This is a genomic window from Streptomyces sp. NPDC059142 (assembly GCF_042755665.1).
Classification (GTDB): domain Bacteria; phylum Actinomycetota; class Actinomycetes; order Streptomycetales; family Streptomycetaceae; genus Streptomyces.
In genome coordinates this window covers 1-16037 of sequence record NZ_JBHZDA010000129.1, presented here as the reverse complement: position 1 = coordinate 16037, position 16037 = coordinate 1, and the positions used below count along the sequence as shown (strand labels likewise).

Here is a 16037-nt window from a genome sequence, read left to right as displayed (position 1 = left end):
CCGGCCACCCGCCCCGCTTCTCGTTGCCCGGGGGCACTTCGCCGCCCGGAGGCGCGCTCGGCCCCGTGACGGGGCTACCAGCCCCGCGCCCGCCACTCCGCGAGATGCGGGCGCTCCGCGCCGAGGGTGGAGTCGTCGCCGTGGCCGGGGTAGATCCAGGTCTCGTCGGCCAGCTTCCCGAAGATCTTCGTTTCGAGGCCGTCCATCAGCGAGGCGAAGTCCGCCGGGTCCGTCGTCCGCCCGGGGCCGCCGGGGAAGAGGCAGTCGCCGGTGAAGACATGCGCGTGGTCGTGCGGGTCGTCGTACACGAGGGCGATCGACCCCGGGGTGTGCCCCACGAGGTGGACGGCGGTCAGCGCGATCTCCCCGAACCGGACCGTGTCCCCGTCGTCGACGAGCACATCGGTCGGTACGGGGATGCCCTCCGCGTCGTACCGACCCGCGTACGTCCGCGCCCCGGTGGCCGCCACGACCTCGGCGAGGGCCTGCCAGTGGTCGCCGTGCCGATGGGTGGTGACGACGGAGGCGATGCCCTCGTCCCCGATCAGCGTCAGCAGCGCCGCGGCGTCGTTGGCCGCGTCGATCAGGAGCTGCTCGCCGGTGGCCCGGCAGCGCAGCAGATAGGCGTTGTTCTCCATCGGCCCGACGGCCACCTTGGAGATCATCAGGGCGGGCAGCTCGTGCACGTCCGCCGGTCCACCGACCGTCACGGTTCCGCTGTATGTCATACGGATCACCCTAGAGCCCGGGAGGGCACGGAAGGGCCCGGATCACCCCACACGGGCCCTAGAGCGGCGGCAGTGCGGGCGGGGCGCCGGCCGGGGTGGTCAGGGCCGTGCCGTCGCGGCGGCCCGCGAGCCAGCCCATCAGCTCCGGAGCGGGTCCGGTCACGGGGAGCGGGGTGCCCTCCGCGCGCCCGGTCCGCCAGTGGCGTCCGTCCGGCGTGCCCAGGGTCAGCGGCGGGACCTCGGCATGGCCGGAGAAGCGCTCCACCAGGAAGTCGATCTCCCGTGCGGTGAACTCCCCGGGCAGGTCTTCGAGCGCACGGTCGAGCCCCAGGTCGACATGGTGCAGCTCGATCTCGACCAGCCGCCGGAACGGCACCCGGGCGGCCACATCGGTGACCCCGTTGCGCAGGGTGAGCACCCGCGTCCAGTCGGCGGGGACCGCGGCGACCGCCAGGAAGCGGTCGCCGGAGTCCCGTACGTCGGCGAGCTGGACGGCGAGCGGCCTCGGGGCGTCCCGCTCGATGTCCGCGTCCCGGGTCGCGGCGTCCGGGTACATCGGCCGGCCCTCGAAGACATTGACCAGTGCGTCCGCGTTCCTGGCGATATGTGCCAGGACATGGCCACGGCTCCACCCCGGAAGCCGTGACGGTGCGGCGACCGCGGCGTTGTCCAGGGTGGCGGCAGCGCCGAGGAGCCGCTCGGTCGCTTCGCGTACTGCTTCCAGGTCACGCACGTGGTCGATCATGGCGCCGACGATAGCGCCGCCACTCGTTCGGGTGAAGACGGCGCAACCCTGCCGTAAATCGAATGCGCGTGCTATAAGCTCGGTAGAGGCATCCTGGCCAAGAGGAATCCCGCGCGGCACGACCGCGCCCGGTGTTCCGTATCTCGCAGAATTCACCGTTTTGGCGTCCCCCCGTACCCTGGGTCGGGGGCTCAGCCCCTGCTTCTCTCCAGAAAGGTGCGGACCGGCGTGGCCGACCGTCTCATCGTCCGTGGCGCGCGCGAGCACAATCTCAAGAACGTCTCGCTCGACCTGCCCCGTGACTCACTCATCGTCTTCACCGGGCTCTCGGGGTCGGGTAAGTCCTCCCTCGCGTTCGACACGATCTTCGCCGAAGGGCAGCGGCGGTACGTGGAGTCGCTCTCCTCGTACGCCCGGCAGTTCCTCGGCCAGATGGACAAGCCGGACGTCGACTTCATCGAAGGGCTCTCACCGGCCGTCTCCATCGACCAGAAGTCGACCTCGCGCAACCCGCGCTCCACGGTCGGTACGATCACCGAGGTCTACGACTACCTCCGGCTGCTCTTCGCCCGCATCGGCAAGCCGCACTGCCCCGAGTGCTCCCGGCCGATCTCCCGCCAGTCGCCGCAGGCCATCGTGGACCGGGTGCTCGAACTGCCCGAGGGCAGCCGCTTCCAGGTCCTCTCCCCGCTCGTGCGCGAGCGCAAGGGCGAGTTCGTGGACCTCTTCGCCGACCTCCAGACCAAGGGGTACAGCAGGGCGCGGGTCGACGGGCGGACGATCCAGCTCACCGAGCCGCCCACGCTGAAGAAGCAGGAGAAGCACACCATCGAGGTGGTCGTCGACCGCCTCACGGTGAAGGACAGCGCCAAGCGCCGGCTGACCGACTCGGTCGAGACCGCGCTCGGGCTCTCCGGCGGCATGGTCGTGCTCGACTTCGTGGACCTCCCCGAGGACGACCCCGAGCGCGAGCGGATGTACTCGGAGCACCTGTACTGCCCGTACGACGATCTGTCCTTCGAGGAGCTGGAGCCCCGCTCCTTCTCCTTCAACTCGCCCTTCGGCGCCTGCCCCGACTGCACCGGCATCGGTACGCGCATGGAGGTCGACCCGGAGCTGATCGTCCCCGACGAGGACAAGTCCCTCGACGAGGGCGCGATCCACCCCTGGTCCCACGGCCACACCAAGGAGTACTTCGGCCGGATGATCGGCGGCCTCGCCAAGGCCCTCGGCTTCCGTACGGACATCCCCTGGGCCGGGCTGCCGCAGCGCGCCAAGAAGGCCCTGCTCCACGGCCACAAGACCCAGGTCGAGGTCCGCTACCGCAACCGGTACGGCCGGGAGCGCGCCTACACCACCCCCGCCTTCGAAGGGGCCGTCTCCTTCGTCAAGCGGCGCCACACCGAGGCGGAGAGCGACACCAGCAGGGAGCGCTTCGAGGGCTACATGCGCGAGGTGCCCTGCCCGACCTGCCAGGGCACCCGGCTCAAGCCGATCGTCCTGGCCGTCACGGTCATGGACAAGTCCATCGCCGAGGTCTCCGCCCTGTCGATCAGCGACTGCGCCGACTTCCTCGCCCGGCTCACGCTCAACGCGCGCGACAAGCAGATCGCCGAGCGGGTCCTCAAGGAGGTCAACGAACGGCTGAGGTTCCTGGTCGACGTCGGCCTCGACTACCTCTCGCTGAACCGTGCCGCGGGGACCCTCTCCGGCGGCGAGGCCCAGCGCATCCGGCTCGCCACCCAGATCGGCTCCGGTCTGGTCGGCGTGCTGTACGTACTGGACGAGCCGTCCATCGGGCTGCACCAGCGGGACAACCACCGGCTGATCGAAACCCTGGTCCGGCTGCGCGACATGGGCAACACCCTGATCGTCGTGGAGCACGACGAGGACACGATCAAGGTGGCCGACTGGGTGGTCGACATCGGCCCCGGCGCGGGGGAGCACGGCGGCAAGGTCGTCCACTCGGGACCCTTGAAGGGGCTGCTGGCCAACAAGGAGTCGATCACCGGGCGGTATCTCTCCGGCAAGCGGTCCATCCCGACCCCGGACGTGCGCCGACCCGTCGACCCGGTACGGCGGCTCACGGTCCACGGCGCGCGGGAGAACAACCTCCGGGACATCGACGTCTCGTTCCCGCTCGGGGTGTTCACGGCGGTCACGGGCGTCTCGGGGTCCGGCAAGTCGACGCTGGTCAACGACATCCTGTACACGCATCTCGCCCGTGAGCTGAATGGCGCGAAGTCGGTCCCCGGGCGCCACACCCGGGTCGACGGGGACGATCTGGTCGACAAGGTCGTCCATGTCGACCAGTCGCCCATCGGCCGTACGCCCCGCTCCAACCCGGCGACGTACACCGGGGTCTTCGACCATGTCCGCAGGCTCTTCGCGGAGACGATGGAGGCGAAGGTCCGCGGGTACCTCCCGGGCCGCTTCTCCTTCAACGTCAAGGGCGGCCGCTGCGAGAACTGCTCGGGCGACGGCACGATCAAGATCGAGATGAACTTCCTGCCGGACGTCTACGTCCCCTGCGAGGTCTGCCACGGCGACCGCTACAACCGGGAGACGCTGGAGGTCCACTACAAGGGCAAGTCCATCGCCGAGGTGCTGAACATGCCGATCGAGGAGGCGCTGGACTTCTTCGAGGCCGTACCGACGATCTCGCGCCACCTCAAGACCCTCAACGAGGTCGGCCTCGGCTACGTCCGGCTCGGTCAGTCCGCGCCGACCCTCTCCGGGGGCGAGGCGCAGCGGGTGAAGCTGTCGAGCGAACTGCAGAAGCGTTCCACGGGCCGTACGGTCTACGTGCTGGACGAGCCCACCACGGGGCTGCACTTCGAGGACATCAGCAAGCTGATCACCGTGCTCTCGGGACTGGTCGAGAAGGGCAACACGGTGATCGTCATCGAGCACAACCTGGACGTCATCAAGACGGCGGACTGGGTGGTCGACATGGGTCCCGAGGGCGGCAACGGCGGCGGTCTGGTCATCGCGGAGGGCACCCCGGAGCAGGTGGCGGGCGTCCCGGCCAGCCACACCGGCAAGTTCCTGCGGGAGATCCTGGACGCCGAACGGATCAGCGACGCGTCGGCCCCCGCGAAGAAGGCGCCGACGAGGAAGACGGCCACGAAGAAGGCGGCCACGAAGAAGGCGGTGCCCGCCGCGAAGACGGCCACGGCCAGGACGACCGTGGCCAAGACGACAGCGGCGGCCAAGAAGGCACCGGCCAAGAAGTCCGCCACGGGGGCGCGCCGCTCCTGACGGACGTCTCCGTCCCGGCCCCAGTTCCGGTCCCCGTCCCCGTATCCGTATCCGTATCCGTCTCGTCCGTCCCGTGTCCGACAGGATCCTCGGGACGGACGGACGGACAAGACGGGGACGCGCGGACGACGGGGTACGGCTCCGGGCGGCGCGGGCCATGCGGGCGGCGCGGGCGCCGTACCGGTGGACTCGCCGGAGCGGGCGCTGCCCCGCGTGGCCAGGACCACCCCGGCCGGGGCCGGGCACCTGCCGTGGACCGGGGATCGATCCGGACGGCTGCCGCGCGGTGCTCGCCGCGTTCCGCCGCCGGGCCCCGTCTTCCGTGCCCGTCCTCCGTCCCCGTCATCGGCAGGCCCTCACCAGGCGACGGGCAGTTCGTGCACCCCGTACACGAGCATGTCCTCCTTGAAGCGCAGCGCGCTGTCGGGGACGGTGGTGCGCAGCCCGGGGAAGCGCCGCAGCAGCGCCGGATAGGCGAGTTGCAGCTCGGCGCGGGCCAGATTCTGGCCCAGGCACTGGTGGATGCCGTGGCCGAACGCGATATGGCGCCGCGCCCCCGCCCGGTCGACGTCGAGCCGGTCCGGCTCGGGGAAGACGGTCTCGTCCCGGTTCCCGGCGTCGTTGGCGAGGACGACCCCCTCGCCCGCCCGGATGAGCGTGCCCGCGATCTCCACGTCCTCGGTGGCCACCCGGCGGCGTCCGCTGTGCGTGATGGTGAGGTAGCGCAGCAGCTCCTCCACCGCGTTGGCCACCCGGGCGGGGTCGCCGTCCCGGACCACGGCGAGCTGTTCGGGGTGGTGGAGCAGGGCGAGGGTGCCCAGGGCGGTCATGTTCGCGGTGGTCTCGTGCCCGGCACCCAGCAGCAGGACCGCGTTCTCGACGAGCTGTGCCCGGTCGAGTTCACCGGTGCGCACCCGCTCCACCACCAGGGTGCTGAGCAGATCATCGGCCGGATCGCGGTCCTTGACGGCGATCAGCTCGTCGAGATACCCGGCGAGTTCCCCGGCGGCGGCCCTGGCCTGTTCCGGTGTGCTGTCGAGAGTGACCAGGGTGCGCGCGGCACGCTGGAAGAGGCCGTGGTCGCCGCGGGGGACCCCGAGGAGTTCGCCGATGACCAGCGAGGGCATGGGCAGGGCGAACGCGCTCACCAGGTCGGCCGGCGGGCCGGCCGCCTCCATGGCGTCCAGCAGTTGGTCGACGACCTCCTGGATACGGGGCTTCATGGCCGCGACGCGTTTGACCGTGAAGTGCGCGGTGAACATGCGCCGCGTGCGGTGGTGCTCGGGGTCGTCCTGGACGAGGAAGGGCAGCCGGTCGGGGTCGCGCCGGGCGAAGACGCCCGCGCTCTGCACGGGATGGCCCGGACGCGTGACGTCGGAGCTGAACCGCGGGTCGGCGAGCACGGCGCGCTGGTCCTCGTACCGCGTGACGAGCCAGGCCACGGCGCCGTTCCACAGCCGGATCGGGGAGACGGGCGCCTCCTTGCGCAGCTCCGCGTACTGCGGCGGCGGGTCGAAGGGACAGCCGGCCGCGCGGCGGTAGGGAAAAGCGGGAACGGCGGGTACGGCTGTCCCGGTCATGACGCGCCCTCCGGGGTGGCGGTGCGGCACCGGTGCCGGTCGGTCTGGATGCGCATGGAACCCTCCTCACGGGACGGAGCCCGTCAGCGTTGAAGGTTAGTTACCCGAAGTATTTTCACACTCTGATATGTGTATAGGGCAAGTGCTTCTTCGGCCATCCGGAACCGGCATCATGGGGCGGATGGACGGTTCCCCTGCCCGCGAGCGCGACGCCACCGCCCGCATCGCCGAACTGCAGGTTCTGCTGAGCGCCCTCGCGTACGACATCACCCGGCCCCGCTCCCACGAACTGCTCGTGACCATGGCGGGAGCCCCGATCGACCGGGCGGGCGTCGCGCTGCTGCGTGTGCTGGCGGAGGAGCGGGAGCCGCTGCGTATCGGCCGGATCGCGGAGCGGCTGGGCGTCCGCGCGCCGCATGTCACGCGGCAGGTCAGGGAGTTGGAGCGGCAGGGTCTCGTCGTACGCGTGGAGGAGGCGGCGGACCGCCGGGCGCAGCGGGTCGCGCCCACCGGCAAGGGGTTCGACACCCTCGCCCGGCTCGACCGGGCGGCCCAGGCGCTGCTCGCGGAGAACCTGGAGGGCGTGGCGCCCGACCGGATCGGTCACGCGGTCGAGGTGCTGCGCCGGATCTCCGGCGCCCGTCGCCAGGGATGAGCCGCGAGGGGTGAGCCCCCGGGCGTGAGCCGTCGGCGAGCGGGGGAGCGTCGGAGGGGCGTACGGTGCGGCCGCCGGACGGCCGCCGGAACGGCCCCGGTATCGTCACGTATGTCGTCGGCACCCCCCGTTCGTCTCGTCCGGAGGCCACCGGCGGCCCGTTCGGACCCCCAGACCAGTGGAGACACCATGGCCGGCTCGCCCGCCCCTCGCCGTACCGTGCTGAAGGGGGCCGCGCTCGCCGGTGTCGCCGGGCTGGGAGCGGCGGCCTGCTCCACCGACTCGAAGCTCGGCCACGCCGAGACCCCCACGCCCACCGCCCCCGTCGAGCTGGGCGCGGCGTCCGACGTGCCGGTCGGCGGCGCCAAGCTCTACAAGGAAGAGCGCGTCGTGGTGAGCTGCCCGGAGAAGGGCCGGTACAAGGCGTTCAGCGCGCAGTGCACCCACGCGGGCTGTCTGCTGGGGTCGCTGGAGGGCACGGTGGGTGACTGCCCGTGCCACGGCAGCAAGTTCGACGTCACCACGGGCCAGGTCCTGCACGGCCCGGCCACCGTCCCGCTGCCCGAGGTGCCCGTCACGGAGACGGACGGAAAGCTCGTCGCGGGCCCCAAGGGCTAGAGTCGCGGGCCCCAAGGGCTAGAGTCGCGGGCCCCAAGGGCTGGACCGGAGGCCCGAGAACCGGGCCGCCGGACCCGAGGACCGGCCGAGGCCGCCGGGGGCCCGTTCCGGGAGGTCGCGCCGAGGTCCGCTGTCGGTCCCCGACAGTAGGGTGGAGTGCATGGCCGACCCCTCCAGCTACCGCCCCAAGCCGGGACAGATCCCCGACTCGCCGGGGGTCTACAAATTCCGCGACGAACACCGCCGGGTGATCTACGTCGGGAAGGCGAAGAGCCTCCGGCAGCGGCTCGCCAGCTACTTCCAGGACCTGGCGGGTCTCCATCCGCGTACCCGCACGATGGTGACCACCGCCGCCTCCGTCGAGTGGACCGTCGTCTCCACCGAGGTTGAGGCGCTCCAGCTCGAATACTCCTGGATCAAGGAGTTCGACCCCCGCTTCAACGTCAAGTACCGCGACGACAAGAGCTATCCGTCGCTCGCGGTCACGCTCAACGAGGAGTTCCCGCGCGTCCAGGTGATGCGCGGCGCCAAGAAGAAGGGCGTGCGCTACTTCGGTCCGTACGGACACGCCTGGGCCATCCGCGAGACCGTCGACCTGATGCTCCGTGTCTTCCCTGTACGGACCTGCTCCGCCGGGGTGTTCAAGAACGCGGCGCGCACCGGCCGCCCCTGCCTGCTCGGTTACATCGGCAAGTGCTCGGCGCCCTGCGTCGGCCGGGTCACCCCCGAGGAGCACCGCGAACTGGCCGAGGAGTTCTGCGACTTCATGGCCGGCCGCACCGGCGCCTACATCCGCCGCCTGGAGCAGCGGATGACGGAAGCGGCCGAGGAGATGGAGTACGAGAGGGCGGCCCGGCTGCGGGACGACATAGGCGCGCTGCGCCGCGCGATGGAGAAGAACGCCGTCGTGCTCGCCGACGCCACTGACGCCGATCTGATCGCGGTCGCCGAGGACGAGCTGGAGGCCGCCGTCCAGATCTTCCACGTACGGGGCGGCCGGGTCCGCGGCCAGCGCGGCTGGGTCACCGACAAGGTCGAGGCCGTCGACACCGCGGGCCTCGTGGAGCACGCCCTCCAGCAGCTCTACGGGGAGGAGCGCGGCGACGCCGTCCCCAAGGAGGTGCTGGTCCCCGCCCTGCCCGCGGACCCCGCCGACACCACGGCCCTCACCGAGTGGCTGAGCGGCCGCCGCGGCGCCCAGGTCTCCCTGCGGATCCCGCAGCGCGGCGACAAGAAGGACCTGATGGCGACGGTCGGGCGCAACGCCCAGCAGTCCCTCGTCCTGCACAAGACCAAGCGGGCCAGCGATCTCACCACCCGCTCCCGCGCCCTGGAGGAGATCTCCGAGGCGCTGGACCTGGACAGCGCGCCGCTGCGCATCGAGTGCTACGACATCTCGCACTTCCAGGGGGACGACGTCGTGGCCTCCATGGTGGTCTTCGAGGACGGCCTCGCCCGCAAGAGCGAGTACCGCCGCTTCCAGATCAAGGGCCGGGTCGGTGACACCCAGGTCTGGCACGGCGAGGGCCAGGACGACGTCCGGTCGATGCACGAGGTGATCAGCCGCCGCTTCCGCCGCTACCTCCTGGAGAAGGAGAAGACCGGGGAGTGGGCGGAGCAGGCCGAACAGCAGTCCGGGGAAGCGCCGGGGCAGCGGGCCGTGGACGGGGCACTGCCGCAGGCGGGACCGCCGGAGCCGGACCCCCTCACGGAGGACGACGGCAGGCCCAAGCGCTTCGCCTATCCGCCCCAGCTCCTGGTGGTCGACGGCGGACAGCCCCAGGTCGCGGCGGCCAAGCGGGCCCTGGACGAGCTGGGCATCGACGACGTCGCCGTCTGCGGCCTCGCCAAGCGCCTCGAAGAGGTCTGGGTGCCCGACGAGAGCGACCCCGTGGTGCTGCCCCGCTCCAGCGAGGGCCTCTACCTCCTCCAGCGGGTACGGGACGAGGCGCACCGCTTCGCCATCACCTACCAGCGGGCGAAGCGGGCCAAACGGGTCAGGACCAGCCCGCTGGACGATGTCGCGGGCCTCGGCGAGTCCCGTAAACAGGCACTCATCAAGCATTTCGGCTCGGTGAAGCGGCTCCGGCAGGCGACAATCGACCAGATCTGCGAGGTGCCGGGAGTGGGCCGCAAGACGGCCGAGTCCGTCGCCGTGGCCCTGGCCTCGGCGGCCCCGGCGGCACCCGCCGTGAACACGGCGACAGGAGAGATCATGGAAGACGACGGGGGCACCACGCATGACTGAGCACGACCGGGACGGAGCAGGGCACGTGAGTACGGGCACCACGAAGGAGAACGGCGAGGCCGTCGAGGCGGCCATCCCCGAGCTGGTGATCATCTCCGGCATGTCGGGCGCGGGCCGCAGTACGGCGGCGAAGTGCCTGGAGGACCTCGGCTGGTTCGTCGTGGACAACCTGCCGCCCGCGCTGATCCCCACCATGGTGGAGCTGGGCGCCCGCTCGCAGGGCAATGTGGCACGGATCGCGGTCGTCGTGGACGTCCGCGGCCGGCGCTTCTTCGACAACCTCCGCGAGTCGCTGGCGGACCTCGACGCCAAGGAGGTCACCCGGCGGATCGTCTTCCTGGAGTCCTCCGACGAGGCGCTGGTGCGCCGCTTCGAGTCCGTACGCCGCCCGCACCCCCTCCAGGGCGACGGCCGGATCGTCGACGGCATCGAGGCCGAGCGCGACCTGCTCAGAGAGCTGCGCGGCGACGCCGACCTCGTGATCGACACCTCCAGCCTCAACGTCCACGAGCTGCGCGCCAAGATGGACGCCCAGTTCGCCGGCGACGAGAAGCCGGAGCTGCGGGCCACCGTCATGTCCTTCGGCTACAAGTACGGCCTGCCGGTCGACGCCGACCTGGTCGTGGACTGCCGCTTCCTGCCCAATCCGCACTGGGTCCCCGAGCTGCGCCCCTTCACCGGGCTCAACGACGAGGTCTCCGCGTACGTCTTCAACCAGCCCGGTGCCAAGGAGTTCCTCGACCGCTACACCGAGCTGCTGCAACTCATCGCCGCCGGATACCGGCGCGAGGGCAAGCGCTACGTCACCGTCGCCGTCGGGTGTACGGGCGGCAAGCACCGCTCCGTCGCCATGTCCGAGAAGCTCGCCGCCCGCCTCGTCTCCGAGGGCATGGAGACCGTCGTCGTCCACCGGGACATGGGGCGCGAGTGACCGGACGCACCTTCCGGCTGCGCCGGCTGCGCCGGGGCATCCCCGCCCTGTCGGGGCGCGGACCGGCCGCCCAGCCCAAGGTCGTCGCGCTCGGCGGCGGCATGGGGCTCTCCGCCTCCCTCGCCGCGCTGCGCCGGATCACCGGGGACCTCACCGCGGTCGTCACGGTGGCCGACGACGGCGGCTCCAGCGGCCGGCTCCGCGAGGAGCTGGGCGTGCTGCCCCCCGGTGACCTGCGCAAAGCCCTCGCCGCACTCTGCGGCGACGACGACTGGGGCCAGACCTGGGCCAGGGTGATCCAGCACCGCTTCCAGTCCCAGGGCGAGCTGCACGAGCACGCGGTCGGCAATCTGCTGATCGTCGCGCTCTGGGAACAGCTCGGCGACCATGTCCAGGCCCTGGACCTGGTCGGCAAGCTCCTGGGCGCGCACGGCCGGGTGCTGCCCATGTCCGCCGTACCGCTGGAGCTCCAGGCCCTGGTGCGGGGGCACGACCCGGCGCGCCCGGACGAGGTCGAGACGGTGCGCGGCCAGGCGACCGTGGCGCTCACCCGCGGTGAGGTGCAGTCCGTCCATCTCGTGCCGAACGACCCGCCGGCGGTCCCCGAGGCGGTCGCCGCCGTCCTGGACGCCGACTGGGTGGTGCTCGGTCCCGGCTCCTGGTTCTCCTCCGTGATCCCGCACCTACTGGTGCCGGAACTGCTCGACGCGCTCGTCGAGACGAAGGCCCGCCGGGTCCTCTCGCTGAACCTCGTACCGCAACCCGGCGAAACCGATGGCTTCTCACCGCAGCGTCATTTGGAGGTTTTGGGGCGACACGCCCCTAAACTCGCCTTGGACGTGGTGCTGGCCGATGAGGCCGCCGTGCCCGACAGCGACTCTCTCTCCGATGCCGCCAAACGGTTCGGTGCCGCCGTCGAGCTGGCGCCGGTGGCAGCGACCGGCAGTTCCCCCAAGCACGACCCGGAGCTGCTGGCAGCCGCGTACGACCGTATTTTTCGGATGCATGGAAGGATCGGCCCATGGCGATGACGCCAGCGGTGAAGGACGAGATCGCCCGCCTCCCCGTCACCCGGACGTGCTGCAGGAAGGCGGAGGTCTCGGCGATCCTTCGGTTCGCGGGCGGGCTGCACCTGGTGAGCGGGCGCATCGTGATCGAGGCGGAGCTGGACACCAGCATCGCCGCGCGCCGGCTCCGCAAGGACATCCTGGAGATCTTCGGACACAACTCCGAGCTCGTGGTGATGGCGCCCGGCGGGCTGCGGCGCGGCAGCCGTTACGTCGTACGGGTGATTACCGGCGGTGACCAGCTCGCCCGTCAGACCGGCCTGGTCGACGGCCGGGGACGCCCGATCAGGGGGCTGCCGCCCCAGGTGGTCTCGGGGGCCACCTGTGACGCGGAGGCCGCCTGGCGCGGCGCGTTCCTGGCGCACGGCTCGCTCACGGAGCCCGGCCGCTCCTCCTCGCTGGAGGTGACCTGCCCGGGGCCGGAGGCCGCCCTCGCGCTGGTCGGCGCGGCCCGCAGACTCCAGATCGCCGCCAAGGCGCGCGAGGTGCGCGGGGTGGACCGGGTGGTCGTACGGGACGGCGACGCGATCGGCGCGCTGCTCACCCGGCTCGGCGCCCACGAGTCGGTGCTCGCCTGGGAGGAGCGGCGGATGCGCCGCGAGGTCCGGGCCACGGCCAACCGGCTCGCCAACTTCGACGACGCGAACCTGCGCCGCTCCGCCCGCGCGGCGGTGGCCGCCGGGGCCCGGGTGCAGCGTGCGCTGGAGATCCTGGGCGAGGAGGTGCCCGAACATCTGGCCGCCGCGGGCCGGCTCCGTATGGAGCACAAGCAGGCGTCCCTGGAGGAGCTGGGCGCGCTCGCCGACCCGCCGCTGACGAAGGACGCCGTCGCGGGGCGGATCAGACGGCTGCTGGCGATGGCCGACAAGCGGGCGCAGGACCTGGGGATTCCGGGTACGGAGTCCAATCTGAGTGAGGAACTGGCCGACGGCCTCGTCGGGTAGGACCCGCGCCACGCCCTACGAGGGGCCGTACGAGAGCCTTCGCGTGGGGTCGTCCGACGGCCCGCCGGGGCCCGCGCGCACGCCGGTGCCCGCGCCCCCGCGCACCCCTGCTGCCGGTACCGAAAGGTGCCGGCAGCAGGTATTTTGCGGCCCCTTGAGGCGCTCTTGACATGATCATGCAGCCTCGCGAGCCTGACGTCTGTCCAGGGACATGACAGACGACGACAAGAGGGGCACATGAGACGAAGAGCGGGATCGATCCTGGTGGCGGGCGCGCTGCTGCTGGGCGGGACGACGGCGGCCACCGCCGCCCAGGCGGAGCCGGCGCCCCGCGCGGCGGCCGGGAAGGGGACCGCCGCCGACGCGGTGAAGGTCTTCGACGCCGAGGTCACCAAGGAGCAGGTCCCCCTGCTCCTCTCGGCCGGCCAGGACGCCCACGAACTGAGCGAACGGGCTCCCGGGAAGGGCACGGCGAAGGTCGAGGTCTTCCTCACCGACGCCCAGGCACGTGACCTGGAACGGCAGGGCGTCACCGTCACGGAGCGCACGGTGTCCGCCGGGACCGCCGGGCGGCTGCGGGCCGCCGGGGACGGCGTGTTCCGCCCGTACAGCGGCGCGGGCAACCTCCAGGAGGAGATCGTCGCCACCGGGCAGGCCAACCCCCGGATAGCCAAGGTCGTCTCCCTCGGCAAGACCCTGCGCGGCCAGGACATCCTCGCCCTCAAGCTCAGCAAGGGCGCGCGGACCACCAAGGACGGCGCCAAGCCGTCCGTGCTGTACATGTCCAACCAGCACGCCCGGGAGTGGATCACCCCCGAGATGACCCGCCGGCTGATGCACCACTACATCGACAACTACGGCAAGGACCGGCGGATCACGAAGATCGTCGACTCCACCGAGCTGTGGTTCGTCCTCTCCGCCAACCCGGACGGCTACGACTTCACCCACAGCTCCGAGGCCAACCGGCTCTGGCGCAAGAACCTCCGTGACGTCGACGGGGACGGCCGGATCACCTCCGGCGACGGCGTCGACCTCAACCGGAACTTCGCCTACAAATGGGGATACGACGACGAGGGTTCGTCACCCCGGCCGGCCAGCGAGACCTACCGCGGCGGCGGCCCCGGCTCCGAGCCCGAGACACAGGCCATCGACCGGTTCCAGAAGCGCATCGGCTTCGACTACGGCATCAACTACCACTCCGCCGCCGAACTGCTGCTCTACGGCGTCGGCTGGCAGGTCGCCACCCCCACCCCCGACGACGTCCTCTACAAGGCGCTCGCGGGCACCCCGGAGAACCCGGCGGTCCCCGGCTACTACCCGCAGGTCTCCTCCGAGCTGTACACCACCAACGGCGAGGCCGACGGGCACGCCGCGAACGTCAACGGCACGATGATGTTCACCCCGGAGATGACGACCTGCCAGACCGCCTCCGCACTCGACCCGGACGACGCGTGGGAGGCCAGGGACTGCCGCTCCGGCTTCAACTTCCCCGACGACGAGAAGCTGATCCAGGGCGAGTTCGCCAAGAACATCCCCTTCGCGCTCTCCGTCGCAGAGACCGCCGCTCACCCCGACCGGCCGTCCTCGCCGGTGGGGCTCACCGCCCCCGACTTCACCCCCGACCCCTTCACCACCTCGTACGCGCGCGGCACCGGCCAGGAGGTCTCCGTCATCGCCCGCAAGGCGCTGCGGAACAAAGAGCTGAAGTACCGCGTCAACGGCGGTCGCACCCAGACCGGCAAACTCCATGCCTGGAAGGGCGGCAAGACCTACGGCGGGGAGGACAACCTCCACTTCGACGAGTACCGCGGCACGACCGGAACCGCTCGTACGGGTGACACGGTCGAGGTCTGGTTCACCGCGCGCACGGCGGCCGGGAAGGCCACCTCCAGCGAGCGCTTCCGCTACACCGTCGCCGAACGCCCCCGCGCCGACACGCTCGTGATCGCCGAGGAGGGCGCCCCCGCCCAGCGGACGGCCGCCTACACCGACGCCCTGCGCGCGAGCGGCCGTACCGCCGCCGTCTGGGACGTCGCCACCCAGGGCGCCCCGCACCCCCTCGGCGTCCTCGGCCACTTCTCGGCGGCCGTCCACTACACCGGCGCCGCGGCGCCCGGCGGCGCCACCCAGCTCGCGCTGCGCGCCTTCCTCAACGAGGGCGGCAAGCTGATCGAGGCCGGCCGGCTCGCCGGCGGCAACGCCCAGATCGGGCGCGCCGCCACCAACGACTTCAGCCAGTACTACCTGGGCGCCTACGGCAGGACCGCCACCCCCGGCGCCACCGGCTTCACCGGCGCGGGAGCGCTCACCGGCGCGAACGGCGCGCTGACCGCCCTGCCCGGCAGCCCGCTGAACCCGGTGGGCGCGTACACCGTCACCTCCGACACGCTGGACCCGGCGACGTATCCGCAGTTCAGCAGCGCCCAGTCCGGCTCGTACGCGGGCATCACCAACCCGTACGCCCCCTACGCGGGCCAGTGGATGGCCGCCGCCGCCCACCAGGACAACGCCTGGCGCCGCCTCACCCGCACCGTCGACCTCACCGGTGTCAGCGCCGCCGACCGCCCCGAGCTGCGCCTCGCGCTCAACTGGAACACGGAGGAGGGGTACGACCACGCCCTCCTGGAGGCCCGTTCCAGCGGCGGCGAGGACTGGACCACCCTGCCCGAGGCGGGCGGCGCCAGCAGCAGCGCCGTACCCGCCGAGTGCGAGGCCGGCTTCTTCCTCCAGGGCCACCCCTTCCTCGGCCACTACCTGACCCTCGGCGCCGACGGCTGCACCGCCACCGGCACCAGTGGCGCCTGGAACAGCCTCACCGGCGCCTCCGACGGCTGGCAGCAGGTCTCCTTCGACCTGAGCGCCTACGCGGGCACGAAGGCCGAGCTGTCGCTCAGCTATGTCACCGACCCCGGCAGCGGCGGGCGCGGCGTCTTCGCGGACGACGCGCGCCTGGTCGTGGGCGGGGCCGAGCGGGAGACCGAGGGGTTCGAGACCTCGCTGGGCGCCTGGACCGTGCCGGGGCCGCCGGCCGGATCACCCGCCGTCGCGGGGGACTGGGCGCGCTCCCGGACCCTGTTCGCCTCGTACGCGTCCGTCACCACGCGTGACACCGTGCTCCTCGGATTCGGCCTGGAGCACCTGGCCGGCGCCGCGGAGCGCACCGCGCTCCTCGACACGGCGCTGCGCTCGCTCCGGCGCTGATCGCCCGGCCCGGGGGGGGGCCCGCGCCCCCGCCCCACCGCGCGCCCGGAGGACGTCGT

At 71.7% G+C, this 16037-nt stretch carries 11 protein-coding genes; 8 read left to right on the top strand and 3 right to left on the bottom strand.

The window, feature by feature from the left end; all coding sequences use genetic code 11:
- Positions 1-74: 74 nt before the first annotated feature.
- Positions 75-728 (bottom strand): MBL fold metallo-hydrolase, encoded by a 654-nt coding sequence (locus ACFXPK_RS30125; RefSeq protein ID WP_385007316.1) that lies wholly within the window; start codon positions 726-728, stop codon positions 75-77.
- Between the two features lie 58 nt (positions 729-786).
- The gene (locus ACFXPK_RS30120; protein WP_385080268.1) at positions 787-1473 is read right to left on the bottom strand and encodes a maleylpyruvate isomerase family mycothiol-dependent enzyme; all 687 of its coding nucleotides are present in this window, start codon (positions 1471-1473) and stop codon (positions 787-789) included.
- Between the two features lie 228 nt (positions 1474-1701).
- Here ACFXPK_RS30120 and uvrA point away from each other — a divergent pair, with 228 nt between their 5' ends.
- Entirely contained in the window at positions 1702-4734 is a 3033-nt protein-coding gene (uvrA, locus tag ACFXPK_RS30115; protein WP_385080267.1) for an excinuclease ABC subunit UvrA, read from the top strand.
- A 356-nt stretch (positions 4735-5090) separates the two neighbouring features.
- On the opposite strand, the gene ACFXPK_RS30110 is transcribed toward uvrA, so the two are convergent.
- Complete coding sequence (locus tag ACFXPK_RS30110) at positions 5091-6314, bottom strand: cytochrome P450 (RefSeq protein WP_385004721.1); 1224 nt, start codon at positions 6312-6314, stop codon at positions 5091-5093.
- A gap of 181 nt (positions 6315-6495) precedes the next feature.
- On the opposite strand from ACFXPK_RS30110, the gene ACFXPK_RS30105 reads away from it, so the two are divergent.
- The 7 genes from ACFXPK_RS30105 to ACFXPK_RS30075 all read left to right on the top strand — a co-directional run bounded on the left by ACFXPK_RS30105 (position 6496) and on the right by ACFXPK_RS30075 (position 15978).
- Positions 6496-6969: a MarR family winged helix-turn-helix transcriptional regulator gene (locus tag ACFXPK_RS30105; protein ID WP_385004719.1), complete on the top strand. Its 474-nt coding sequence runs from the start codon at positions 6496-6498 to the stop codon at positions 6967-6969.
- Between the two features lie 189 nt (positions 6970-7158).
- A complete protein-coding gene (locus ACFXPK_RS30100) occupies positions 7159-7587 on the top strand; it encodes a Rieske (2Fe-2S) protein (protein ID WP_385004717.1) in 429 nt (142 codons plus the stop codon).
- A 160-nt stretch (positions 7588-7747) separates the two neighbouring features.
- Positions 7748-9835, top strand: coding sequence for an excinuclease ABC subunit UvrC (gene uvrC / locus ACFXPK_RS30095; RefSeq protein ID WP_385080264.1), 2088 nt, complete (start codon positions 7748-7750; stop codon positions 9833-9835).
- Positions 9828-10766, top strand: a complete 939-nt coding sequence (gene rapZ / locus ACFXPK_RS30090) for an RNase adapter RapZ (RefSeq protein WP_384927090.1) — start codon at positions 9828-9830, stop codon at positions 10764-10766. Before uvrC ends, rapZ begins: the two co-directional genes overlap by 8 nt.
- Positions 10763-11797, top strand: coding sequence for a uridine diphosphate-N-acetylglucosamine-binding protein YvcK (gene yvcK / locus ACFXPK_RS30085; RefSeq protein ID WP_385004713.1), 1035 nt, complete (start codon positions 10763-10765; stop codon positions 11795-11797). The genes rapZ and yvcK overlap by 4 nt, the downstream gene beginning before the upstream one ends.
- The gene (gene whiA, locus ACFXPK_RS30080) at positions 11788-12777 is read left to right on the top strand and encodes a DNA-binding protein WhiA (RefSeq protein WP_046495602.1); all 990 of its coding nucleotides are present in this window, start codon (positions 11788-11790) and stop codon (positions 12775-12777) included. The genes yvcK and whiA overlap by 10 nt, the downstream gene beginning before the upstream one ends.
- A 237-nt stretch (positions 12778-13014) precedes the next feature.
- Positions 13015-15978 (top strand): M14 family zinc carboxypeptidase, encoded by a 2964-nt coding sequence (locus ACFXPK_RS30075; RefSeq protein ID WP_385080262.1) that lies wholly within the window; start codon positions 13015-13017, stop codon positions 15976-15978.
- Positions 15979-16037: the final 59 nt, after the last annotated feature.

Bases quoted from the DNA above. Each gene is read 5' to 3' on its own strand.
- ACFXPK_RS30105 (WP_385004719.1), top strand. From the start codon at position 6,496: ATGGACGGTTCCCCTGCCCGCGAGCGCGACGCCACCGCCCGCATCGCC.
- whiA (WP_046495602.1), top strand. From the start codon at position 11,788: ATGGCGATGACGCCAGCGGTGAAGGACGAGATCGCCCGCCTCCCCGTC.
- ACFXPK_RS30120 (WP_385080268.1), bottom strand. From the start codon at position 1,473: ATGATCGACCACGTGCGTGACCTGGAAGCAGTACGCGAAGCGACCGAG.
- uvrC (WP_385080264.1), top strand. From the start codon at position 7,748: ATGGCCGACCCCTCCAGCTACCGCCCCAAGCCGGGACAGATCCCCGAC.
- ACFXPK_RS30110 (WP_385004721.1), bottom strand. From the start codon at position 6,314: ATGACCGGGACAGCCGTACCCGCCGTTCCCGCTTTTCCCTACCGCCGC.
- ACFXPK_RS30075 (WP_385080262.1), top strand. From the start codon at position 13,015: ATGAGACGAAGAGCGGGATCGATCCTGGTGGCGGGCGCGCTGCTGCTG.
- ACFXPK_RS30100 (WP_385004717.1), top strand. From the start codon at position 7,159: ATGGCCGGCTCGCCCGCCCCTCGCCGTACCGTGCTGAAGGGGGCCGCG.
- rapZ (WP_384927090.1), top strand. From the start codon at position 9,828: ATGACTGAGCACGACCGGGACGGAGCAGGGCACGTGAGTACGGGCACC.
- ACFXPK_RS30125 (WP_385007316.1), bottom strand. From the start codon at position 728: ATGACATACAGCGGAACCGTGACGGTCGGTGGACCGGCGGACGTGCAC.